The organism is Streptomyces sp. NPDC001668 (assembly GCF_042893155.1).
GTDB lineage: Bacteria > Actinomycetota > Actinomycetes > Streptomycetales > Streptomycetaceae > Streptomyces.
The window spans coordinates 714,838-737,103 of sequence record NZ_JBIAUQ010000004.1 but is presented as its reverse complement, the minus strand read 5'-3'; the positions used below and the strand labels follow the sequence as shown (position 1 = coordinate 737,103).

Genomic DNA, 22,266 nt, shown 5'->3' with positions numbered 1-22,266 from the left:
TCAGTCGTGCGGGAACGAGTGGTGCTCGTGGGCCACCAGCCAGCGGCCGCGCTCCTTGCGCAGACCGAAGGTGAGTCTGAGCCGGAATCCGGGGTGCGCGGCGAGTTCCTCCGGGGTGGCGCAGCGCACCAGGGCGTGCGCGTAGGCGACATCCGTGCCCGCGGTGATGTGCAGGGACTCGATGTCGAAGCGGGCTCCCTGAGCCTGCCACGCGAACAGGGGCGGCCAGGCCGCGCGGTAGGCGGCGAGGCCACGGATGCCGTGGTGCGGTGACGCCGCGTCGAACATCACGATGTCCTGGGCGTGGTCAGCGCTCACGCCGGCGAGATCGCCGCGGTGGACGGCCGCGGCCCACCGGGTGATGAGGGCGCGGATCCGCGCCTCGTCGGACATGTCCGAGTCGTGGAGCACGGCGTGCCCTCCTTTCTCCCCCTTCCCCATCCAGGGTGCCTGGCCGACCTGAAGTCCTCGAATGACAGACTCGGCGTGTGCCACTGACCTTCGACGACCTTGTGACCCGCGCCCGCTCCCTCGCCGTGCCCGGCAGACGGACCGTGCTCGGTGTCGCCGGCGCCCCTGGCGCGGGCAAGACGACCCTCGCCGAGCGGCTGGTGGGGACGCTGAACGGCTCGGGCGAACCCTGGGTGGCGCACGTCCCGATGGACGGCTTCCACCTGGCCGACGTGGAGCTGGACCGGCTCGGGCTGCGCGACCGCAAGGGGGCGCCGGAGACCTTCGATGCGGCCGGGTACGCGGCGCTGCTGCGGAGGCTGCGCGAGGAGACGGACGACGTCGTGTACGCGCCGGGCTTCGAGCGGGTCCTGGAGCAGCCGATCGCCGGAGCGATCCCGGTCCTGCCGTCCGCCCGTCTGGTCGTGACGGAGGGCAACTATCTGCTGGTGTGGCCCAGGGTCCGGCCGCAGTTGGACGAGGTGTGGTTCTGCGAGCTGGACGAGGACGAGCGGGTGCGCCGACTGGTCGCCCGGCACGAGGAGTTCGGCAAGTCCCACGACGAGGCGGTGGCCTGGGTGACGCGCTCGGACCAGCGCAACGCGGAGTTGGTGGCGGCGACCCGGGAGCGGGCCGACCTTCTGGTACCGGTGTCGGCGCTGCCGCGCGTGGACGCGTGACGCTCTTTGTCGTGCCTCAGCAGGCGGAGAGCGTCAGTTCCGGCTCTCCTTGTGCGTCACCCGCCGGGTCGCCGATCCGTGCCGTGAACGCCTCGGTGCGTACCGTCAGTCCGGCGCCGTCGCGGGCGAAGGCCGCCGTGAGCGGGGCGCTGCCGGGGCCGTAGCGCACGGCGAAGGCGTGCAGGTCGTCCGGGGCGTCCGGGGCGGGGTCCGCCTCCAGGGCCGTGGAGCTGACCAGGTGGCGCCAGCCCTCGTCGGGGTTGCCGTAGCCGCGGGGGTCGGCGGCGAGCGCGAAGGCGGCCTGTTCCTGGGTCATGGGCGAGCGGGCGTCGAAGTGGTCGGCACCCTCCGCCTCGGGGTGGGTCAGCCGCAGGGTGCCCACGGAGGTCACCTCGCCCTCGGCCGTCCGGCGCACCCGGTCGCCGTCGTCCTCGGCGTACGGCAGCCCGGCCAGGAGGTAGGGCGTGCCGGGCAGGCGTTCCACGCAGACCGTGGTCCACAGGCTCGTGCCGTCGGTGACGTACAGGGACTGGATGTGGCGCAGGACGTGGTCGCGGCCCACGACCGGTTTGGTGACCAGCTTGGCCGCGAGGCCGTCGGCGCGTGTGTCCCGCACCCGGACCTCGCCCATGGGGCGGCACAGCACGAAGCCGTCGACGACCGGTCCGAAGCCGTGCTGGCGGTTGACGGCCGCGGGCAGGTAGTAGGTGCCCGCCGCCTCGACGACCGCCGGGGTCATCCTGCTGTCGAAGGCCACGGAGACGGTGCCCGCCCGCAGTTGGTGGCGGGCGGTCGTCGTGGACGGTTCCCGGTGCCAGGGTGTGGTGTCCTGGATCTGCCAGACGAGCATCCAGGCGAAGTGGCCGTCCACTCCCCCGTCCTCCTTGACCGCGTGCCGGCCCCAGCGGGTGTCGCCCCGGTAGCGGCCGAGGTCCGCGCCGATGCGGGCACCGAAGTAGCGCAGGCCCAGGACCGACTCGAAGGCGGAGTGCTGCTCGCTGTAGCGCGGGCCGCCGTTGTCGAAGCCGCCGCCCGTCAGGCGGGCGTCGATGTAGCGGGCCAGGGTGTCGCCGTCCTCGGCGAAGATCTCCTCGCCGCTGATCCGGTGGGCCTGGGCGAGGAAGGACAGGGAGATCGGGCCGTAGTTGTTGTCGTAGGCGCCGCCGTGCTCGGGGGGCAGGGCCGCGCCGCGGTCCTCGACGCGGTGGGCGCGGATCTCGTCCCGGTACAGCTCAAGGGCCCGCCCGCGCACCGAATCGGCTTCCGGGTCCGGCAGATGGGCCGCCAGCATCAGGCCGCCGACGACGCAGCCGATCGCCTGGTTGCCGGCCTCCTGGGGGTTGAAGAAGGTCGCCTCGGTCAGCCAGCGCCAGTATCCGCGGGCCAGGTCGAGGAGTTCGGCGCGCTGTCCGTCCTCGACCAGGCCCTCCGCCGCGTCGAGGACGTTGACCGCCTGGAGCAGCGCCCACACCGTGCTCGGCCAGTCCCCGATGGGGTGAGCGCCCGCCGCGAGGGTGTAACGGGCGTACGGCAGACCGGAGTTGCGCAGCTTCAGGTTCGGGTAGCCCGGGTTGTCGTCGGTGTAGACCCGCTCGCGCAGATGGAAGGCGAGGCTGCGGCCGACGGCCTCCGGCAGCCTCGGGTCCTTGCTCCGCTGCCAGGCGAACGCGAGCAGGGAGGTGATGCCGAGGGAGGTGTCGCCGATGTCGTCGACGCAGTCGGGGTGTTCGAGGTTGCCCTCGGGCGTCAGCCGGGCGAGGGCCTGCTCGGTGACGTCGGCGAGGACGGCGTCGTAGGCCTGCGGGGTGTCCGGCAGGTCGTGCAGCGGGGCCAGCTGGCGGGGGAGGTACACGGGAATCAGTCCTTCGTGCCTGAGACGGACTTGGCGCGCAGTGCGACGGTCAGGGTGTGCGGGCCGTGCCCACCGAGGTAGACGCGGTTCCCGGTGGTCGCGTCGGTGCCGGCCGCCACGGTGTAGTCCTGCCCCGGGTCATAGCGCAGTACATCGCTCCGGTCCGGTCCGGCGAGCGGGGCGCCCGTCTCGACGGCGGCCTCGACCCGGATCTCGTCGTCGCCGACGCGGTAGGTCAACGGCTCGGTCGTCAGGCACCAGCTTCCGTCGGCGAGCGGTACGGCACCCTGCGGCTCGCCGCCCGGCCGGAAGGTCAGTTCGAGGGCCCAGGGCACCGCCGGGCCGCTGATGTCGATCCGCAGATCGGCCCCGTCCTCCCGCAGGTCGACCTCGACCCGGGTCGTGTGGGAGACCTCGTCCTGCGGGCGGTCGGGGAAGGCCATCGCCGCGGAGAAGCGGCCCTCGTCCACCAGGCGGTAGGCGCCGTCGTCGCGCCTCCGGTCCTTGGGGAGCGGCTGGTAGTAGGCGGTGGTGAGGGTTTGGGTGAGCCGGTAGCGGTGGCCGGCGAGCTGTTCCATGTCGGCGGCGCGGAACGGGCCCAGGTCGAAGAACCCGCGCGAGAGCCGGACGGCGTCGAGGACGGCGGCGCCGGCGAACAGGCGCAGGAAGGTGGGGTTGCAGGCGAGGCCCGAGCGGATGCGCCGGTGCTCGGGCACGTCGGAGCCGCCGTACACCACGGTGTGCGCGGTGGCCGAGGCGTGTGTGGCGAGGCGTGCGGTGGGGAGGTACCGGTCGCGCGGGAGCTGCTCCGCGTCCGGGTACGGCAGGGCGCGGGCCAGATCCGGGGTGAGGAGGGTCTGGGCGAGCAGGTCGGGGTCGTGGATGCCGCCGGCGGCCCCCAGGCGGGCCGCGCGGGCGAAGTCGCCCCGGCCGGTGCGGATCGCGAGCAGCCGGTAGTGCGGCAGGTAGGGCCACAGCGGGAACGACTGCTTCTGGTCCTGGCGGCGCGAGTGGACGGTCTCCACCGTGCCGTCCGGCCTGATCAGGTCCAGGGTCGCGGTGAGGTTGCGCTCGACGGCGTCCACCAGGTCGGCACGCCCGAGCACCTCGGCCAGCAACAGCAGCGACGGGTTGGTCACGTGGGACGCGTAGACGGCGCTGCGTTCCGAGTACAGGCCCTCGGCGTCGATGTCGACGCCCTCGGCGAGCCACTCCTCGGCGCGCTGGAGCAGCCGGTCGTCGGGGAAGGACCGGTGCAGCCGGGCCAGCGCCGCGCTCAGCTCCCAGCGGTGGTTCGGGGTGTGCACCCCACCGGTCAGGAGGCTTTCGGTGGCGGCGTCGGCGATCTCGGCGAGCGCCGCCGTGACGTCGGCCAGTTCGGGCCCCGCGCCCGCGGCGAGGACGTGCGCGTCGCACACGTCGTTGACGGTGAACGCGGAGTCCGGCGGCGACTGCACGTTGTCGCCGCCGGCGAAGAGGCCGGTGCCGGTCTGGACGGCCCGCAGGGCACGCAGGTGGGTCAGCGCGGCGGCGACGGCCCGTTCGCTGCCGTGCAGGGCCGAGTCCGGGGAACGGTACGCCGCGACCAGGGTCTTCACCCGCCGAGCCAGGGCGCGGTGCGGCTCGATGAATTCCGCCGACGGGTCGGCCGACCCGTCGGCGGCGAGCGCTGCCGCGCGGACGAACTCGTGGTCGATCGGAGCGGGCAAGGTCAGTCCTTCAGACCGGCGTTGATGTCGGCGCCCATCACGTAGCGCTGGAAGACCAGGAAGATGGCGATCAGCGGGATCATCGAGATGACCGAAGCGCCGAGCAGCACCGACCAGTTGATGTTCTGGGCGCCGACGATGCTCTGGATACCGATCTGCACGGTGAACTTGTTCGGGTCGTTCAGCATCAGCAGCGGCCAGATGTAGTCGTTCCACCGCCACTGGAAGGACAGGATGGCGAGGGTCAGCATGATGGGCCGGGAGAGCGGCACCATGATCCGCAGGAAGATCGACAGCTCGCGGGCCCCGTCGATGCGTGCGGCCTCGACCAGTTCGTCGGGAACCGTCAGGAAGAACTGGCGGAACATGAAGCATCCGGTCGCCGTGAGCACGGCCGGGAGGATGATGCCGGCGAACGAGTTGTAGAGGCCGAGGTTGCGGACCACCAGGAACTCCGGGGCCAGCATGACCTCGCTCGGCAGCATCGTGGTGGCCAGGATGCAGAGGAAGAACGCCTTGAGCCATTTGTTGTCGTACTTGGCCAGCGCGTACCCGGTGCAGCAGCTGACACCCACCGTGAGGATCGTCGTGATCACGCACACGATGGCCGTGTTGATGAAGTACTGGGAGAAGTTGGCGCTGTCCCACGCCGCCTTGAATCCCGACAGGGTGGGATTGTGCGGGATCAGCGTCAGCGGATAGGAGAACAGGTCACTGGCCGGCTTGAGGGAGCTGAGGATGAACCACAGCACCGGGAACCCGTACAGGCAGGCCATGATCCACAGCAGTGTCGTGGCGGACACCGCCTGCCGCAGACCGCCGGTGGCCGTCTTGCGGGGCCGCTTCCTGGAGACGCTCCGTCCGGAGCCGACGTCGGCCGGGCGCGGGATGTCAGTGGTTGTCATCGGTTCTCCACCCGCCGGTTGACGATCAGCTGGATGACCGCGACGGCCATCAGGATGAGCATGAGCACGAACGACGCTGCGCTCGCGTAGCCGATCTGGCCCCGTTTGAAGCCGGTCTCGTAGATGTACTGGACGAGGAGGTTGTTCGACGTGCCGGGTCCGCCGTTGTTGAGGGCGACGAACACCGGGTACTCCTTCATCGCGTTGATCGTGTTGAGCAGGATGACGATGAACGAGGTGGGCGCGATGCTCGGCAGGGTGATGCTGAAGAACTGGCGCCAGGGGCCGGCGCCGTCGAGCGAGGCGGCCTCGTAGTACGACACCGGTACGTTCTTGATCGCCGCGATGAACAGCAGCATAGTGAAGCCGGTCCAGGCCCAGGCGGCGGCCATCACCACCACGAGCAACGAGAGGTCCGCGTTCGACTGCCACGGAACGGCGTCTCCGCCGAACTTCTCTATGACGTAGTTGACCAGACCGAAGTTCTCACCGAACATCCACCGCCACAGGACACCCACGACGATGGGCGACAGCAGCCACGGGATGAAGAAGACGACGCGGGCGACCGAGCCGCCCTTGGCGTGCTTGCTCACCACCAGGTTGGCGGCGAGCAGCGAGACCACGAAGTTGAGCGGCACGAAGAGGACGGTGTACAGCAGCGTCCTGCTCAGCGCGTCGTAGAACGTGGAGTCCCCGAACAGGTTCTGGTAGTTGTCCAGCCCGACCCACTGGAACACCCCCACGCCCGTGTAGTTCGTGAAGGAGTAGACGAGCCCGATCACCGCCGGCCAGACGAAGAACAGCGCGAAGAGCACGACGTTGGCCGCGATGAGGACGAGCGGCGCGAGAGTGTACTTACTGCGTCTCCTGGGCGGACTCGGCGGGCTCACAGACACGTCCGAGGCGCGTTTTGTCATCTTCCTGACTCCGTGCTGGTGGAAGGGATTGCGGTGGGCTCGGGCCATGAGCCCGGCATCTCGTGGAGGGCCGGGGCCGGGCGGCGGGATCGGGACACCGCCGCCCGGGCGCTGGTGGCCTGCGATCAGCCGCCGACCTGCTGGTTGTAGCCGTCCACGATGTTCTGCAGGGCCTTGTCGGCCGACTGCTGGCCGTTGATGGCCTTGCCGAGCTCCGTCTTGGTCGGGTCCTCGGTGAGGCTCTTGCCCTTCAGCACCCAGTTGGTCTGCGCGCTGTTGAAGTAGCCGGAGATCGGGGCGTAGAGCGGGATCTCCTCGTTGTAGAGCTTGAACGCCGCCTGCGCCGCCTCGGACTTGAAGGGGTACGCCGGGTTCAGACCGCTCTCGACCGGCAGGAACCCGGACGTCTCGCACAGGGTCTTGTAGTGGGCCGGCTCGTACAGCCAGGACAGGAACTTCGTCGCGGCCTTGGACGCGTCGCCGTTGTTGTTGAAGCCGACCACCATGCCGCCGCTGTTGACGTCACTGGCCTGCACCGGCTGGGCCGGGGTCGGGACGCTCGCCCACTCGAACTTCTTGATGCTGTCCGCGAAGGAGGCGACCTGCCAGACGCCGGACCAGTACGCGACCACGTCACCGCTCTGGAACATGGCGGACGGGTCGGCGCCGCTGGTCCACACCGACTTCGGCATGGTCTTGTCGTCGTTCCAGCCGACGAAGGTGTTCACGGCCTTCTTGGTCGCCGCGTCCACCGAGAACTTGCCGGAGTCGTCGGCGTGGACGTACTTGCCGCCCATCTCGTACACCATGGCGCGCAGCCGGGAGGGCGACTGGTCGAAGGTCAGGGAGTACTTGGCGCCGGTCTTCTCGCGGACCTTGTTGGCCGCGGCGATGAAGTCGGTCCAGGTCCAGGTCTTCGACGGCTCGGTCGGGAAGGACACGCCGGCCTTCTCGAACAGCGACTTGTTGATGAACAGGCCGGACGCGGTGACGTCCGAGGGGATGGACAGCACCTTCCCGGACGAGTCCTTCGCCAGGAAGTTGGCGTTGATGTTGTTGCTCTTGTTGTTGGCGATGGAGCTGAGGTCGAGCAGCTTGCTCGACCAGATCGGGTCAAGGGCCGGCACGGCCGCCACGTCGGGCAGGGAGTTCGCCTGCGCGGCGTTGTGCAGCTTCGTGGTGTAGCCGTCGTAGGGGATGTTGACGAGCTTGAGGTTGACGCCGGTTTCCTTCTTGTACTGCGCCACCATCTTCTTCCAGCCCGCGTCCTGACCCGGGACCGTGGAGATCCAGAACGTCAGGGACTTGGAGGTTCCGCCGGAGCCGGAGTCCCCGCCACAGGCGGTGAGCGTCAGAGCACCTGCCGCGACAGCGGCAGCGAGGGGAACAAGGCGGCGCATGCCGCCGCGGCCGAGTCGGCGAGAGCGCCGCACACCCACAGTGGTCATCTTCGATCCCTTTTTTTCGTCGTAGGGGACGGAGCACGGCGCCGACCGAGGCGGCACAGGTGCAGTTTGCAGGAGGTTTGCTTTCCGAGGGCGCGGCCTCGCCCGGCCGCGTCATCCTGACGGGCGAGGGTCCCCGGCCGTCGTGGCCGTCGCCGCACAAGCTCGCCCTGGTGCGGTTGCCGTACGTCGAAGTACGGGCGGGACGCTCGCTCCAAGCCGACGTCCCGGCCGACTTAGAAAGCGCTTGTCCGGACATTGGCAGACCGAGTCCGAAACCGTCAATCCTTCTTCCGCGCCGCCTGGGTCACGGTTTGGACTCCTCTGGCGACCGCGAGGCGGGCGGCCCCCACGACGGTGCCGAGATCGCCGACCTGGCTGCTGACCACCTCGGTGGGCCAGCTCAGCCGTTGCAGTTCGGCCCTGACCCCGGGCAGGAGCTGCGGAAACGCACCCGTGCTGCCGCCCAGAACCAGCAGTCCCGGATCGAGTACGGCGGTCACGGCGGCGGCCAGCCGGCCCACGTCCACGGCGTGTCTGCCGACGATCGCGCGGGCCGCGGCACTGCCCTGTCCGGCGAGGGTGAAGAGCTGTTCGGCGGTGCGCGGGCAGGCGCCGTCCGATTCCGGCCAGGCCGCCGCGGCCCGGCGCAGCAGGGAGCGGGACCCGATGTACTCCTCCAGGGCCTCGTGGCGGGGCTCCAGATCGTCGTCCCAGGGGTAGGGCAGCCGGGCGAGCTCTCCGGCGGCGCCGTTGGCCCCCGCCAGCACATGGCCGCCTACGACGATGCCGAGACCGATACCGACGCCGATCCGCAGATAGCCGAAGGTGTCACGGCCGCGCGCGGCACCCTCGTGCAGTTCGGCGAGGGCGGCGCAGTTGACGTTGTTCTCCAGGTGGACGGGGACTCCGGACGGCAGCGCGACGGCCACCGCGTCGAAGACGGGGCCGGCCTTGGCCGTGGCGGGGCGCATCCGCTGCGGCGCGGTGACGTCACCGACGGCCACCACGATGGTGCGCAGCGGAGCGTCGGCGGGCAGCGCCGAGAGAGCGTCCCGCACGACGTCGGCCGCGTCCTCCCGGGGCCCGGTGGCCTCCGCGAGCAGGGTGCCGTCCAGGGCGCAGCCGCGGACCCTGGTCAGCGCCGGGCCCAGGTCCACGGCGAGGACGGCACCCGCGGCCGGACCCAGACGGTATACGGCGGCGCTGCGGCCCGTGGCGCCGGAGGAGGTGCCGGAGTGGGCGGCGAGATGGACGCCCTCCAGTTCGGCGACGGCGGAGGAGACCGTCGGCTTGGACAGGCGCGCGAGGCTCGCCAGCTGGGGCCGGGTCGCGGTGCCGGCCTGGGCCAGCACGGCGAAGACGGCGCTCGCGCTGTCGGTCAGACGGGGGGCTCTCACCACGTCACGTTCCACAGTTCCCCCAGGTCACAGGCCGCTCTGCCGGGCCGAGCGGCTCGGTGGGAGGCGGCGATGGGTTGCTCCGGCGTCGCGCGTGCCCGCCCCGGGCGCAAGGCCCGGGAAGTCGACGACGCGACGGCTATTGACACGCACTGTACTTCGTTAGTTAACTTCCTAACGAACGTCACGGTACTCGCCTGCCGTGGTCCGTCAGAGGCCCGTCCCGGGGCTTCCCTAGCCTTCCAACTGCCTTGCCCTCCGGCCCGGTTCGCCCACCGTCGCAGCACACAGCGCAACGACGAAAGAGGTTCCGTGCAGGACACCGCACCCCTGGTTGTCGGCATCGACGTGGGCGGCACCAAGACCCAGTTCCGCGCGTACGCGGGCGACGCCCTGGTGGCCGATTACGTCCGTTCCAGCAGCGGCTGGCGGCCGCACGACCCCGTGGCCGCCGCCGGCTGGCTGGCCGCGCTGGCCGCCGCCGCACTGCCCGCGGGCGTCCGCCCCTCCGCCCTCGCCGTCGGCGGCCACGCCTGCGAGACCCCGCGCCAGTGCAAGCAGATCCGCACCGCGCTCCAACTCCACTTCGACGCGCCCGCGCTGGTCGTGGGCGACGCCGAACTGCTCGTTCCCGCGGCGGGCCTGGACAAGGGGGTCGGCCTGGTGGCCGGCACCGGTTCCGTCGCCGTGGGCCGTTTCGCCGACGGCTCCGCGGTCCAGGTGGGCGGCTGGGGTGCCCTCCTCGGTGACGAGGGCGGGGCCGCCGGTCTGGTCCGCGAGGCCGTGCGTGCCGTATGGGCGGCGCACGACCGCGGCGAGGAGCCCGACGCGCTGGCCCTCGCGCTGCTCGCCGGGTTCGACGTCCCCGAAGTACCCACGCTCGGCGCCGCGTTGGAACACGCCACGTCCGCCTCCGCCGACTGGGGCCGGCACGCCCCGGCCGTCTTCGCCGCCGCCGAGGCCGGATCCCCGCTCGCCCGCACCGTGATCGCCGAGGCGGGCCGGGCCCTGGCCGCACTGGTCGAACGGCTCGCCGCCCGCGGGGTGGTGGTCGACGACGTCGTGGTCGCGGGCAGCACCGTCCTCGCCCAGCCCTCGCTGTACGACGCCTTCGCGGCGGCGCTGGCCGACAGCGTGCCGTCGGCCCGCCCGCGCCCGCTGCGGGCGCCGCCGGTGAACGGCGCGGTCGCGATGGCCCGTTCACTTCTGTGACATCCGCCGGACGCCGAGTCTCCTCCGGTCCGACATGACTCGCCCGTAGATCTTCGCTCGTACGTCTTCGGAAAGCGCATTCGGCGCACACGTCGTCCGGCGCATCATGAGTCGCATCCGCACCAGCCCCCGGCCGTACGGCCGCAGAACTCCAGAGAGGCCCACCCATGCCGTCATCCGCCGGGCAGCACTCCCCCGCGCCGCTCACCGAACGCGCCCTGAAGCGAAGGGGATTCCTCAAGACGTCCCTGGGCGCCTCGGCGGGTGTCCTGGCCGCGCCCACCTTCGCCTCCTGGCTGGGCGCCGCGGACGCCAAGGCGGCCACCGCTCCCGTCGCGTTCGTGGACGACTACAAGTCCAACGTCATGGCGAACCTGACGCCCGAGACGAACGCGGTGGTGCGGGCGCTCGGCGGCTTCGCCCGGGTGTGGAAGACCGGCGACGCCTGGAACACCGGCGCCCCGCTGCGGCCCGAGATACTGCGCGCCAACATGCGCTACTGCGCCCGGATCACCCAGGCGCGCACCGAGGCACAGGCCAAGGAGGCCTTCCTCTACGACCGCCAGCACCAGAGCTACGCCATGATCGGCGGCCTCGGCCCGCTCGCCGGCCTCTACCGCTCCGGCGCCAAGGCGGTCACCTCGATCACCAGCGCCCCCGACTCCACCCCGGCGACCACTATCAGCGACGCCGTCCCGGCCGACGCCCCGGCGGGCTCCGCGCTCGGCGCCGGCTCCTACGACTCCTCGCTCGGCCTGGTGGCCAAGCTGGTCGACACCGTGCGCGGCCCGTACGCCTCGGGCAACCCCGGCAAGTACGCCTTCCAGTACCCGCGCCCGTGGCGCATGAACGAGGACAGCCAGGTCGTCGACACCGGCGCCAAGGACGCGCTCGGCTACCCGGTCTACGACTCCGAGGTGATCGTCGCCCCTCAGCTGCTGCGTCAGCGCAGCACCTCGCCGGTGGACGACGGGGGCTTCCCGAGCGGCCACACCAACGCCTTCCACCTGGCGGGCCTGGCCTTCGCGTACGCCGTTCCGGAGCGCTTCCAGGAGCTGGTGACCCGCGCCTTCGAGCTGAGCCACACCCGGATCATGTCCGGCATGCACTCGACGGTCGACGTCATGGGCGGCCGCATCATGGCCACCGCGCTGGCCGCCGCCACGCTGGCCGACCCCGCGAACGCCGGCCTCAAGGCCGCGGCCCGGGCGCAGGCGCTCACGTACTTCACCGAGCGGACCGGCACCACGGCCGACACCCTCTTCGGCTACGCCCACTCGGACGCCACCGACGCCTACGCGGACCGGGACGCCAACGCCCGTTCCGTCAGCCCCCGACTGACCTACGTACTGCACCGTGACGGCGGCAACCAGCCCTTCACCGTGCCCAAGGGCGCGGAGGTGCTGCTGGAGACGCGGCTGCCGTACCTGGACGCGGCGCAGCGCCGTGAGGTGCTGCGGACCACCGGGCTGCCCTCGGGCTACGTCCTGCTGGACGGCTTCGAGCAGTGGGGCCGGCTCAACCTGTTCGCGGCGGCGGACGGCTACGGCTCCTTCGACACCGACGTCACCGTCACGCTGGACGCGGCCGCGGGCGGCTTCCACGCGGCGGACGCCTGGCGCAACGACATCGGCGGCTGTGGCGGTCTGACCAAGCGGGGCAGCGGCACCCTCACCCTGACGGGGCACAACCGGTACACCGGCGGGACCGTGCTCAAGGAGGGCGCCCTGGTCGCGGGTTCCGCGCACGCGCTCGGCCACGGCGACGTGCGGGTGCAGGGCGGGAAACTGACGGTGGGCGGCACGTCGCTCCAGGTGCACGGCACGTACAGCCAGGAGGCCGGCGCGCTGGAGCTCACCCTGCGCTCGGGCCAGGAGCCGGTCCTGGAGGTGACGCGGCGCGCGGTGCTCGGCGCCGGCAGCGTCCTCTCGCTCAAGCTGGACGCGAACAAGCCGCCGAAGGCCGGGCAGACGGTCCGTGTCCTCGGCTGCCACGGACTGCGCGGCCAGTTCGACCGTGTCGAGCTGAACTCCGGCACCCTGCGGGCCGTACCCGTCTACACGGCGGAAGGTCTGTCGGTACGACTCCTGAAGCGGTGACGCCCCCGGTGCGGGAGCTGATGCGAGAGTGGCCCTCATGAGGTGGCTCCGGATCGCTCCCGCCACCGCCCGGCCGGGCTCACCGCGGGGCGGATGATGGCGAGCGAGCAGCAGACGGTCCTGGACCCGGCCACCGGGTCCGGGTCACGCGACGACGAGGTACGGCACCCGCGGCCGGTCCGGCGGTGGCTGGTGCCGCTCCTCGTCGTCGTGCTGCTCGCGCAGATGGCCGCCGTGATGATCACGACCGCCGTGCAGCAGACCCCCACGATCGACGAGCCGGTCTATGTGGCCACCGCCGCCGAGTACCTGCACGGCCAGGGCATCCGCTACAACCCCGAGCACCCGCCGCTCGGCAAGCTCGTGGTCGCCGCCGGGGTGGCGATCGCCGACCCGCACGTCGACACGGCGTTCGACGGCCCCCAGATCGACCTGGGCCCCCATCTGCTGTACGAGTCGGGCAACGACCCCTGGCGGCTGATGTTCTGGGCCCGGCTCCCGGTGATCGTGCTGACGCTGCTGTTCGGGCTGGTCGTGTTCGCCTTCGCCCGGGAACTCGCCGGACGGACGGCGGGCCTCGCGGCACTGGCCCTGTACGCCTTCTCCCCGGATGTCGTCGCCCACGGTTCGCTGGCCACGCTCGACGTGCCGATGGCCGGGTTCCTGCTGACCTCGGTCTGGCTGCTGTGGCGGGCCCGCGCGCGGCCACGCCTGTACGTGCCGCTCGCCGGGCTCGCGCTCGGGGCGGCGCTGGCGACGAAGATGAGCGCGCTGCCGGCCGTGCCGGTCCTGCTGGGACTGGCCGCCCTCTCGGTATGGACCGCGTGTCGCGGTGACGAGACGCGCCGGCGTCTGGTGCAGGTCCTGGCGGGGACGGCCGTTCTGACGCTGGCGGCCGTCGCCGTCGTATGGGCCTCGTATCTGGTGGTCGATCCGCGGCTGCGGTGGACGTCCCAGGACCCGGTGCCGGTGGTGCACGGGCTGCGGGGGACCCTCGCCGACCTGCTGCCGTTCCCGCAGGCCTACGCGGACGGGATGCGCCTGCAGTTCCGCTTCGAGAACCACCCGTGGGAAGGCTTCCTCTTCGGGCGGCTGTACACCGGGCACCTCTGGTACTACCTGCCCGCCGCGCTCCTGGTGAAGACCCCGCTGGGGCTGCTCGCGCTGTGGGCCGCCGGTGCCGTCGCGCTCGTCGCGGTACGGCGGCTGCGGCCCGCCGCGCCCTATCTGCTCGTGCCCGCCGGGGTACTGCTGGCCTCGGCCATGACGGGCTCACGCGACTTCGGCACCCGGTACGCGCTCTTCCTGCCCATGTTCCTGACGGTGGCCGCGGGGTGTGTCCTCGCGGTACGCCGACGCTGGGCGACGGTCGCGACCGCGGTGCTGGTGCTGTTCGTCGCGGTCAGCTCGGTGCGGACCTATCCCTACTACCTGCCGTACTCCAACGAGGCGTTCGGCGGACCGGACCGCACCCATCTGCGGCTGCACGACTCCAACGTCGACTGGGGCCAGGACCTCGGCCGGCTCGCCGACCGGCTGCGCGAGCGCTACCCACACGAGCGGATCTGGCTCGTCTACAAGGGCAGCGGGGTGCCGTCCGCCTACGGCATCGAGGCGTCCGATCCGCGCGAGGTGCCGGCGGACGAGGTGCGCGGGCTGCTGGTGGTGTCGGACTCCTCGGTCGCCAAGGCGAAGGGACGGCTGGCCAAGTTGATCGACAGCAGCCGTCCCGTCGACGAGGTCGGTCACTCGATCACGATCTACCGCCGATGACCGGCGCACCGGGCGTGCGACGCGTCCGCTCAGCGGACCGCGTGCGGGAACCCCTCGGCGCTCACGTGCGGCATCGCCCTGCTCGCCACCCGGTAACGGCCGTTGGGCACCTGGCCCGACCTGGTGATGTGCACCGTGAGCGGACCCGCCCATTCATAGCCGTGCCGCTCGCCGTGCCGGGCCAGGGTGTCGGTGAGCTCCTGGCCCACGTCGCTGCCCCGGCGCACGAGTTCGTCGTAGGCGAAGTCCGCGAGTTCGACGTCGTACGCGTTCGGCACCACCACCCGGGTCTCACTGCACACGACGACGTTGCTGTCGCACTCGCGCCGCAGAGCGTCGAGGAGTTCGACGGGCTCCCGGTCGACGACCCGCGCCCACAGCGCTTCCCAGCCGTGCTCCATTGCCTGTTCCAGCGCGCTCAGCGCACCCATTCCCTCTCACCTGCCGAAAGCTCTGGTTTCGCGTGCGGGGTCATTCCTGGGCGAAGTCGTCGGGTTCCACCCGCGCTTCCTCGAAGGCCTCACGCAGGGTGCGTCCGCTGCCGCCGGGGGCGGAGGCCCCGTTCTCCTCGTGGTGGCGCAGGAGCTCGTCGGTGGTGTCGGTCTTGCGCCGGTTCTCCTCGGGGACCGTCATACGGGGCTGCTCCTCAGGTGTCGTCGAAGGTCTTGCCCAGCGGCGGGTTCCCGCTCGGGGGCGGCGTACCCGTCCCGATCGGCGGTCGCCGGAAGGATTCGCACAAAGGCTGGTCACCGGGGGGTGTGAGCTATGTTGACTCCCCGTGGCAGACAAAGGAGGCGTCCCGGTGTCATCGCCGCAGCAGGCACGCGCCCAGGCATCCGCGATCACCTCGGGCAAGACCGCACCGGAAGCCGAGGCGGCCCCGGCCTCCCAGCTCAGGACGCTCTTCGACCGGCCCCGGCTCTCCCCGGGGCAGCGGCGCATCGCGCAGTACCTGATCGAGCACATCACCGAAGCGGCGTTCCTCTCCATCACCGATCTCGCGGAGCGGGTGGGCGTGAGCCAGCCCTCGGTGACGCGGTTCGCCGCGGCCGTGGGCTTCAGCGGCTATCCCGCCCTGCGCGAGAAGCTCCAGTCCATCGCACTGGGCACGCTGGCCGGCGGCCCGGTCGCCGACGACGAGTCACGCGGCAACGAGCTCCAGGCCGCGGTCGACGCGGAGATCGAGAACCTGGAGAACCTGCGCCGCGACTTCGCCGACCCCGACCAGATGATCGAGCTCGGCCGCAAGCTCTCCGCATCGACCCCGCTGACCATTCTGGGGCTGCGCATCTCGGCGTCGCTGGCGGAGTACTTCGCCTACGCGGCACGCCGGATCCATCCCGACGTACGGCTGGTCACCCGCGGCGGCAGCGTCGCCTACGACGCCCTGCTGCAGTCGCGCGAGGCGGGCGGCACCTGGTTGCTGGCGTTCTCGATGCCGCGGCACGCCCAGGAGACGCTCACCGCCCTGCGGGTCGCCCGCAGCGCCGGACTGAAGGTCGCCCTGGTCACGGACCTGGCGCTCGGGCACGTGGCCGACGAGGCGGACGTGGTCTTCTCCACCGGCACGGGTTCCCGGCTGGTCTTCGACTCCTACGCGGCGCCCGGCGTGATCGCCGCCGCCCTGCTCCAGGCCATGACCGACGCCGATCCCGAGCGCACCCAGGCGCGGCTCGAGGAGTACGAGCAGATCTCCGACCAGCACCAGTTCTTCCTCAGGGACTGACCCTCGCGCACGCCCGGTCAAACGCCTTCGCAACGGGACCAGCCGTAATAAATCGAGCATGAATGTTTTCATACTGCTTGCCAAGCCGACGGCATATATAAATACTGCTCACGGATCACCCGGGACACCTCCGGGACACATCCGCACCCCCGTCCCCGTCCCCACCCCCACACCGCCCGAGAGGGCTCCTGTTACGGACATCCCGGGCCGTCGTCACCTACCCGCGTCGGCGCTCGGGGTGTTCGGTAGGGCCTCGCCTGCACGCGAGCCCATGGCGGTCCCGGTCATCCCCTAGGCCGGGGCCGCCCAACCCGTCGGACCACCCGCACGACGCCGCACACCCGGAAGCGAACACCATGGCCCTGATGACGACCCCGCGCACCACCACCCGTCCCGGCCCGGACTGGCCCTGCCAGGTCAAGACGCCCGGCAGCTACGACTGGGAGCGCTCCGCGGTCAAGTGGCTGCGTGAGCTGGTGCCGGCGCGGTACGCGAGCTATCCGGCCCTGATGCGGCACACCGTGCTCCTCGCCCGGCACGCGCAGATCCAGGTCCAGCACGAGATCCGGGTCGCCCGCACCGCGCTGCAGACCGCCCGGGCGGACCTGCCCTCGCTCGGTCTGCCGGAGTCGGTCATCGAGCACACCATCAAGCTGTACGCGGCCGAGGTGCTCCAGCTCCAGCACATCGCCCGCAGCATCCGCGCCGTCACCCAGGCCCTGGTCGAGCACCACCAAGGGCGCTGACCCTCCCGCAGGGCATGACCCGCGCCGGACGTGGGACCCGTGGTGAACATGAGCACCACCGAAGTACGACGCGGCGACCCGGTCACCACGGTCCTCACATGGGAGGTGCGCCCCGGCCGGGAGCAGGAGTTCGAGCACTGGACGCGCGGGATCACCCACTGCGCCAGACGCTTCCCCGGCAACGAGGGCGTCTCCTGGCTGCGCCCCGAGGACGGCCACCGCTTCCACGCGGTGCTGCGCTGGTCCGACTCCCACCGGCTCACCGCCTGGCTGCAGTCGGACGAGCGCGCGGCCTGGCACGCGCGGATCGACGACATCGCCACCGAGCTCGGCAGCGAACGGCAGTCGACCACCGGGCTCGAGACCTGGTTCAGTCTGCCCGGCACCACCGTGCGGCCCCCGGTCCGCTGGAAGATGGTGCTGACCACGTTCCTCGGCGCCTTCCCCTGCACCCTGCTCATCCAGTGGCTGGTGGCCCCCCACACCGCCGCCTGGCCCCTGCCGCTGCGGGCCGCGGTGTTCCCGGTGGTGCTGCTGCCGGTGCTCACCTACCTGGTGATGCCCCTGCTGAGCCGGCTGCTGCGAAGGTGGCTGTACCCGCCGCCCGCCGACTGACCCCGCCGGGAACCGGGGGCCCGGCCGGTTACGTCAACCGGCGGGGTCACCGGTGTGTGGGATGTGTTCACAAGACCGCGATCGACACGGGGCGCATGTGCGATGCTCAACGCGTGACGAGCGAGTCCGCCGGCCCTTCGCACGCCGGTACCACGCCCGACATCGCCGCGCTGGCCAAGGTCGTGGCCCGTCAACGTGCCGAAATGGACCGGCTGCGGGATCAGGCCGCCACCTCGGCGGTGCTGGAGCGGGCCAGGGGCGCGCTCATGGCGTTGACCGGCTGCACCCCGGACGCGGCCGGCGAGGAGCTGCTCCAGCGCGCCAAGGCCGGCAACCGCACCCTGCTCGAGCAGTGCTGGATCGCCCTCGGTTCCCTGCCCCCGCTCGGCGCCGCCACGGAGCCCGGCGTCGGTGACGTTCCCGGCGCACCCCTGTCCGCGGTTCCCGGGCCGCCCGGCCCGCTATCCGGGCGGCCGGTCCCCGCGGGGCCCGCCGGGCAGGACACCTGCGACCTGGACGACGGCTTCACCGCGCTCGGCCGCCTCGGAAAGGCCCTCGTCCATGTCGCCACGCCGGGGGACCTGGCCGCCTGTCTCCTGGAGGAGCTCGCGGCCGACGTCGACGCCGACGCGCTCCTGCTCTTCCGGTCGCTGCCGGCCGGCGGGCTCGAACTGATCGGCCATGCCGGTATCGACGCCACCCTGGCCGCCCAGTGGGCGCGGGTCCCCCCGCTGAGCGGCCTCGCGGCGCTCGACGCGCTCCGGACGCGCGAGCCGCGCTGGCTGGAGGACTTCGCGACCGACCGGGAGCGGCACCTGCTCATAGGGGACCCGCCCGAGCGCTGGCTGTCCCGCGCCTGGCTGCCGGTGCCGACCGGCGACGGGGCCGAGGTCTGCATCGGGATCCTGCGCACCCGCAGCGGCCCGTTCTCACCCGAGGCACGGCAGCTGCTGCGGGCCGTCGTCCGGCTGTGTGCCGGCTGGCTGCGCTCCTTCGGCGCCCGTCCCGAGCACAGCGCCGCCGCCTCGGCCGCGGCCGCCCAGCCCGTGTTCGACTCGCTGCCCGGCTCGGCGCTGCTGCTCACCCCGCTGCGCGGTCCCTCCGGAGAGGTCGAGGACTACCGCATCGACGCCGCCACCAGGGAGGCGGTCGACGTCATGGGCCGCACCGGCCGGCAGCTGCTCGGCCGGCGGGTCCTGGAGTGCTTCCCGAGCATGGCCGACGAGGCGGTGTGGCACGGCTGTCTGCGCACGCTGACCACGGGCGAACGCTTCGAGGGAGAGCCGTTCGCCCACCAGGAGGTCGTGGACGGCGCCGCCGAACTGTCCACGTACGCGGTGCACTCGGCCCGGCTCGGCGGCGCGCTGGTCGTCACCTGGGTCCGGCACGACTCGTCCGACCGGCAGGAACAGCGGCTGGCGGACGTGCAGCGGCTGGGGAACCTGGGCTGGGCGAACTGGAATCTGGTCACCGGGGAGGGCAGCTGGTCCTCCCAGACCTTCCTCGTCATGAACCGCGATCCGGTGCTCGGACCGGTCCCCCTCGCCGACCTGCCGCGGCTCGCGCTGCCCGAGGACGCGCCGGTGCTGGCCGGCGCGGTGCAGCACCTCGTGCGCTCGGGGCTCCAGTTCGACGTCCCGTTCCGGATCCGGGCCGGGGACGAGGTCCGCCATCTGCGGATGGTCGCCGAAGTGGTGAAGGACACCGACGACGAACCCGTGGAGGTGCACGGCTTCGTCCAGGACCTCACCGCCCAGCGCAGCGCCGAACTGGCCCTCGTCGAGAGCGAGCAGGCGATCGTGACGCAGCACGGCGTGCTGCACGCCGAGCGGACCCTGGCCGCGCGCCTCCAGCACGCACTGCTTCCCCTGCCCACCCGCCCGGTCAGCCTCGCGGGGCTGCGGGTCGAAGTGGCCTATCTGCCCGCCCAGTCGGGGATCCACGTCGGCGGCGACTGGTTCAGCGCCATCGAACTGCCCGACGGCGACGCCCTGTTCGTCGTCGGTGACGTCGCCGGGCACGGTATCGACGCGGTGGCCACGATGGCCCAACTGCGCTTCGCCGCCAAGGGCATGGTCATCACCGGCTCGTCGCTGACCGGGGCGCTCACCCGCCTCAACACCCTGCTGCTGCACTCCCGCGACTCCCACGGCACCGCGACCATGGTCCTGGCCCGCTACGACCCCGCCGAGCGCTGTCTGGTGTGGGCCCAGGCCGGCCATCCGCCGCCGCTGCTGGTGCGCGACGGGGAGGTGCGCTACCTCGACCGCCCGCTCGGCATGCTGCTGGGGGCGTGCTCCGACCCGGACTTCCAGGAGGCACGCTGTGTCCTGGAGCCGGGAGACCGTGTCCTCCTCTACACCGACGGCCTGGTCGAGAGGCCCTCGGAGGGCATCGACCAGGGGCTGGACCGGCTCGCCGCGGCGGTCGCGGCCCACCACACGGACGAGCCCGGCTCCCTGACCCCGCTGCTGGCCTCGTTGCTGGAGGGCGAGCGGCGCGACGACGTCTGCGCCGTGGACATCCGGGTGCCGTCCGGGCCCGAGTGAGCCGCCGGGACGCGCGCGGTACCCGCTGCCGGGCTCAGTCGGCCGGGTGGCCCGGCGAGATGGAGGTCGCGTCGGACAGCCGCAGCAGCTTGTCGCCCCCGGTGTCCTCGCGCTCACCCCACGCCTGCGGCTCCAGGACGAACCCGACGTGGTCACCCCCGTCGGCGCGCAGCACGACCGTGCCGACGAACCAGGCCGCCGCCTCCTCCAGTACGACCGCCCCGCCGGCCTCCTCCCGCCAGCGGATCCGGGCGAACTTGTCGGTCCGGTCGCCCGTCTCCCCGCCGAACAGCTCGGCGAGACCGTGCTGTTCGCGGGTGAGGAGATGGACGGCGAGGCGGTCCGCGGCGCGGGCCACCCGGTAGGTGCGGTTGGCCTTCGACAGCCACACCACGTACCGCACGGGCTCGATCGAGCACTGGGAGGCGAATCCGACGAGACAGCCGGCACGGTCGCCGTCCGCGGCGGCGGTCACGACGCACATGTCGGGGTCGAGCCGGTCGATGAACGTGTCCATGCCCGCCATCCTCTTCGATCAGCCGCCGCCCGTGCGGGACTCCAGGTCCCGCCGTGTGTCGTCGCCGTACACACCGTCCTCGTCCCCGCGGATGCCGTACCAGAGCTGGAAGCGGGCCACCGCGGCCGTCAGGGTGGTGTCGTAGGTGCCGTCGGTGGAGCCGTTGTCGTAGACGTCCGGGATGCGCCGCAGGCGTTCCTGCAGGTCGCTCACGTCGGGGCCGCTGTCTCCCTGGCGGAGGGTGCCGGGGCCGTCGGGGTCGGCGGCGCCGGAGGCCGTCGGAGTGGGGGGCGGGGTCGTGGAGGCGGTCGCGGTCGGCTGCGGGGCCGCCGCGGCGGTGCTCTCCCCGCGGCCGGCGAGCAGGAGCGCGCAGCCGAAGCCGATCACCGCGGCCGCGGTCACGGCCGCCGCGATCGCCGTGCGGCGCAGTCCGGGCACCCGCCCGCGCGGGATGTCACGGGACCGCCGGGCGCGGTCGCGGTCGTCCCTGACGGGCGGCAGTTGCTCGGTGGCCTCCTCGGCTCCCGACGGCGCGGCGGGCAGCGTGAAGGACTCGTATCCGACGGCCGCTCGGGGCGGCATGTCCCTCATCAGTTCCGCGAGCGCGTCGGTGCGGCGCGGGCGCAGCACCCGGATGGGTTCGACGGGTGTCCCGTCCGGCGGCGCCCCTCGGTCCGACGGTGTCGGCATCCTGGTCTCCTTCCGTCCCGCGCACACGGGTCTCGGCCGTCCCCCGGGGAGTGATACGGCGTCGGAGGCCCAGGAGTTCAGCTCTCCCCGCGCTGCCGCTCATCGGGGAGCGGAGGCGAGGAACCCGTGCAGGGACGCCTTCGTCGCCGCGACGAAGGCGTCCCTGCCGTCGTCGTCCAGGGCGTCAAGGGAGAGATACGGATTGAGGTCCTCCAGCTCGACCAGCAGGAGTGCGCCGCCCGGGGCCCGGCAGGCGTCCACGCGCTGGATGCCGTGGCCGAGGCCGTTCCAGTCGATGAAGCGCCGGGCGAACTCCAGGTCCGCGGGGGTGGGCCGGTACGGCTCCAGTGCCCAGCGCCGGTCGGCGTGCGGGGCGTACAGGGCGTACTGGAAGTCGTGGTCGACGAAGTAGAAGGACACCTCGTACGCGAAGTCGACGTGCGGCTGGACGAGAACATGCCCGTCGAGGTGGTCGCGCACCTCGTCGGCGGGCACGATCCTGAGGCCCATGGAGTCGGCGCCGAGCCTGGGCTTGACGACGTACCGCTCCGCCGAGGGCAGCCGGTCCAGGTCCTCGGCGCGGTCGGCGGTCGGGATGACGGGGTGTCCCGCGGCCGTGAGGTCGAGCAGGTACTGCTTGCCCGCCATGTCGGCCCTGCCGTGCAGCGGGTTGTAGACGCGTGTGCCCTCTCGCAGGGCCCGCTCGCGGAACGCCTCGTACGCCTCCTGGTACGCCAGGACCGGCCCGCTGTTGCGCACGACGACGGCGTCGAAGCCGTCCGCCAGGGCGGTGGCGTCCCGGGGATGGCACAGGGCGAGGTCGAAGTCCTCCCTCAGGCGCGAGGTGAGCAGGATGTCCTCGTCGCAGTAGCGGCGCCCGCGGGCCTGGTAGGCCAGGTCGGTGACGTACAGGAGGGCGGGGCGGCGGGGCATGCGGGACTCCTCGGCGGGCGGGCGCCGATCGTATGCCGACACCCACCG

Annotated in this window: 20 protein-coding genes; 8 read left to right on the top strand and 12 right to left on the bottom strand. The window is 72.0% G+C overall.

The window, feature by feature from the left end; all coding sequences use genetic code 11:
* A complete protein-coding gene (locus ACFYZ8_RS16655) occupies window positions 1–393 on the bottom strand; it encodes a nuclear transport factor 2 family protein (protein WP_388533786.1) in 393 nt (130 codons plus the stop codon).
* Between the two features lie 95 nt (window positions 394–488).
* On the opposite strand from ACFYZ8_RS16655, the gene ACFYZ8_RS16650 reads away from it, so the two are divergent.
* Entirely contained in the window at window positions 489–1,130 is a 642-nt protein-coding gene (locus tag ACFYZ8_RS16650; RefSeq protein WP_359029190.1) for a nucleoside/nucleotide kinase family protein, read from the top strand.
* 16 nt (window positions 1,131–1,146) lie between these two features.
* On the opposite strand, the gene ACFYZ8_RS16645 is transcribed toward ACFYZ8_RS16650, so the two are convergent.
* The 6 genes from ACFYZ8_RS16645 to ACFYZ8_RS16620 form a co-directional block, all read right to left on the bottom strand.
* A complete protein-coding gene (locus ACFYZ8_RS16645) occupies window positions 1,147–2,982 on the bottom strand; it encodes a hypothetical protein (protein WP_388533226.1) in 1,836 nt (611 codons plus the stop codon).
* A 5-nt stretch (window positions 2,983–2,987) separates the two neighbouring features.
* Window positions 2,988–4,691 (bottom strand): hypothetical protein, encoded by a 1,704-nt coding sequence (locus tag ACFYZ8_RS16640; protein ID WP_388533223.1) that lies wholly within the window; start codon window positions 4,689–4,691, stop codon window positions 2,988–2,990.
* Between the two features lie 2 nt (window positions 4,692–4,693).
* Window positions 4,694–5,596: a carbohydrate ABC transporter permease gene (locus ACFYZ8_RS16635; RefSeq protein WP_359029193.1), complete on the bottom strand. Its 903-nt coding sequence runs from the start codon at window positions 5,594–5,596 to the stop codon at window positions 4,694–4,696.
* Window positions 5,593–6,513 (bottom strand): sugar ABC transporter permease, encoded by a 921-nt coding sequence (locus ACFYZ8_RS16630; RefSeq protein WP_359029194.1) that lies wholly within the window; start codon window positions 6,511–6,513, stop codon window positions 5,593–5,595. Before ACFYZ8_RS16630 ends, ACFYZ8_RS16635 begins: the two co-directional genes overlap by 4 nt.
* Before the next feature lie 125 nt (window positions 6,514–6,638).
* Window positions 6,639–7,961 carry an extracellular solute-binding protein gene (locus ACFYZ8_RS16625; RefSeq protein WP_359029195.1) on the bottom strand — a complete coding sequence of 441 codons (1,323 nt, stop codon included), beginning with the start codon at window positions 7,959–7,961 and terminating at the stop codon, window positions 6,639–6,641.
* Between the two features lie 278 nt (window positions 7,962–8,239).
* Entirely contained in the window at window positions 8,240–9,361 is a 1,122-nt protein-coding gene (locus tag ACFYZ8_RS16620; protein ID WP_388533219.1) for an ROK family protein, read from the bottom strand.
* Window positions 9,362–9,670: 309 nt separating this feature from the next.
* On the opposite strand from ACFYZ8_RS16620, the gene ACFYZ8_RS16615 reads away from it, so the two are divergent.
* The 3 genes from ACFYZ8_RS16615 (at window position 9,671) to ACFYZ8_RS16605 (ending at window position 14,442) form a co-directional block, all read left to right on the top strand.
* The gene (locus ACFYZ8_RS16615) at window positions 9,671–10,570 is read left to right on the top strand and encodes an N-acetylglucosamine kinase (RefSeq protein ID WP_388533217.1); all 900 of its coding nucleotides are present in this window, start codon (window positions 9,671–9,673) and stop codon (window positions 10,568–10,570) included.
* A gap of 167 nt (window positions 10,571–10,737) precedes the next feature.
* The gene (locus ACFYZ8_RS16610; RefSeq protein WP_388533216.1) at window positions 10,738–12,669 is read left to right on the top strand and encodes a phosphatase PAP2 family protein; all 1,932 of its coding nucleotides are present in this window, start codon (window positions 10,738–10,740) and stop codon (window positions 12,667–12,669) included.
* Between the two features lie 93 nt (window positions 12,670–12,762).
* Window positions 12,763–14,442 carry an ArnT family glycosyltransferase gene (locus ACFYZ8_RS16605; protein WP_388533784.1) on the top strand — a complete coding sequence of 560 codons (1,680 nt, stop codon included), beginning with the start codon at window positions 12,763–12,765 and terminating at the stop codon, window positions 14,440–14,442.
* 29 nt (window positions 14,443–14,471) lie between these two features.
* Here ACFYZ8_RS16605 and ACFYZ8_RS16600 read toward each other — a convergent pair whose 3' ends face one another.
* Window positions 14,472–14,873: a DUF3662 domain-containing protein gene (locus ACFYZ8_RS16600; RefSeq protein WP_388533213.1), complete on the bottom strand. Its 402-nt coding sequence runs from the start codon at window positions 14,871–14,873 to the stop codon at window positions 14,472–14,474.
* Window positions 14,874–14,913: 40 nt separating this feature from the next.
* The gene (locus ACFYZ8_RS16595; RefSeq protein ID WP_359029200.1) at window positions 14,914–15,075 is read right to left on the bottom strand and encodes a hypothetical protein; all 162 of its coding nucleotides are present in this window, start codon (window positions 15,073–15,075) and stop codon (window positions 14,914–14,916) included.
* A gap of 169 nt (window positions 15,076–15,244) precedes the next feature.
* Between ACFYZ8_RS16595 and ACFYZ8_RS16590 the strand changes: the two genes are divergently transcribed.
* The 4 genes from ACFYZ8_RS16590 (at window position 15,245) to ACFYZ8_RS16575 (ending at window position 20,078) form a co-directional block, all read left to right on the top strand.
* Window positions 15,245–16,168 carry a MurR/RpiR family transcriptional regulator gene (locus ACFYZ8_RS16590; RefSeq protein WP_359029201.1) on the top strand — a complete coding sequence of 308 codons (924 nt, stop codon included), beginning with the start codon at window positions 15,245–15,247 and terminating at the stop codon, window positions 16,166–16,168.
* 365 nt (window positions 16,169–16,533) lie between these two features.
* Complete coding sequence (locus ACFYZ8_RS16585) at window positions 16,534–16,914, top strand: hypothetical protein (RefSeq protein WP_359029202.1); 381 nt, start codon at window positions 16,534–16,536, stop codon at window positions 16,912–16,914.
* 48 nt (window positions 16,915–16,962) lie between these two features.
* Entirely contained in the window at window positions 16,963–17,529 is a 567-nt protein-coding gene (locus ACFYZ8_RS16580) for an antibiotic biosynthesis monooxygenase (RefSeq protein WP_359029203.1), read from the top strand.
* 203 nt (window positions 17,530–17,732) lie between these two features.
* Window positions 17,733–20,078, top strand: a complete 2,346-nt coding sequence (locus ACFYZ8_RS16575) for a SpoIIE family protein phosphatase (RefSeq protein WP_388533782.1) — start codon at window positions 17,733–17,735, stop codon at window positions 20,076–20,078.
* Window positions 20,079–20,112: 34 nt separating this feature from the next.
* Here the strand turns inward: ACFYZ8_RS16575 and ACFYZ8_RS16570 are convergent, their stop codons facing one another.
* The 3 genes from ACFYZ8_RS16570 to ACFYZ8_RS16560 all read right to left on the bottom strand — a co-directional run bounded on the left by ACFYZ8_RS16570 (window position 20,113) and on the right by ACFYZ8_RS16560 (window position 22,218).
* Entirely contained in the window at window positions 20,113–20,604 is a 492-nt protein-coding gene (locus ACFYZ8_RS16570; RefSeq protein WP_388533209.1) for a flavin reductase family protein, read from the bottom strand.
* A gap of 9 nt (window positions 20,605–20,613) precedes the next feature.
* A complete protein-coding gene (locus ACFYZ8_RS16565; RefSeq protein WP_359029205.1) occupies window positions 20,614–21,285 on the bottom strand; it encodes a peptidoglycan-binding domain-containing protein in 672 nt (223 codons plus the stop codon).
* Between the two features lie 99 nt (window positions 21,286–21,384).
* Entirely contained in the window at window positions 21,385–22,218 is an 834-nt protein-coding gene (locus ACFYZ8_RS16560) for a hypothetical protein (RefSeq protein WP_388533207.1), read from the bottom strand.
* Window positions 22,219–22,266: the final 48 nt, after the last annotated feature.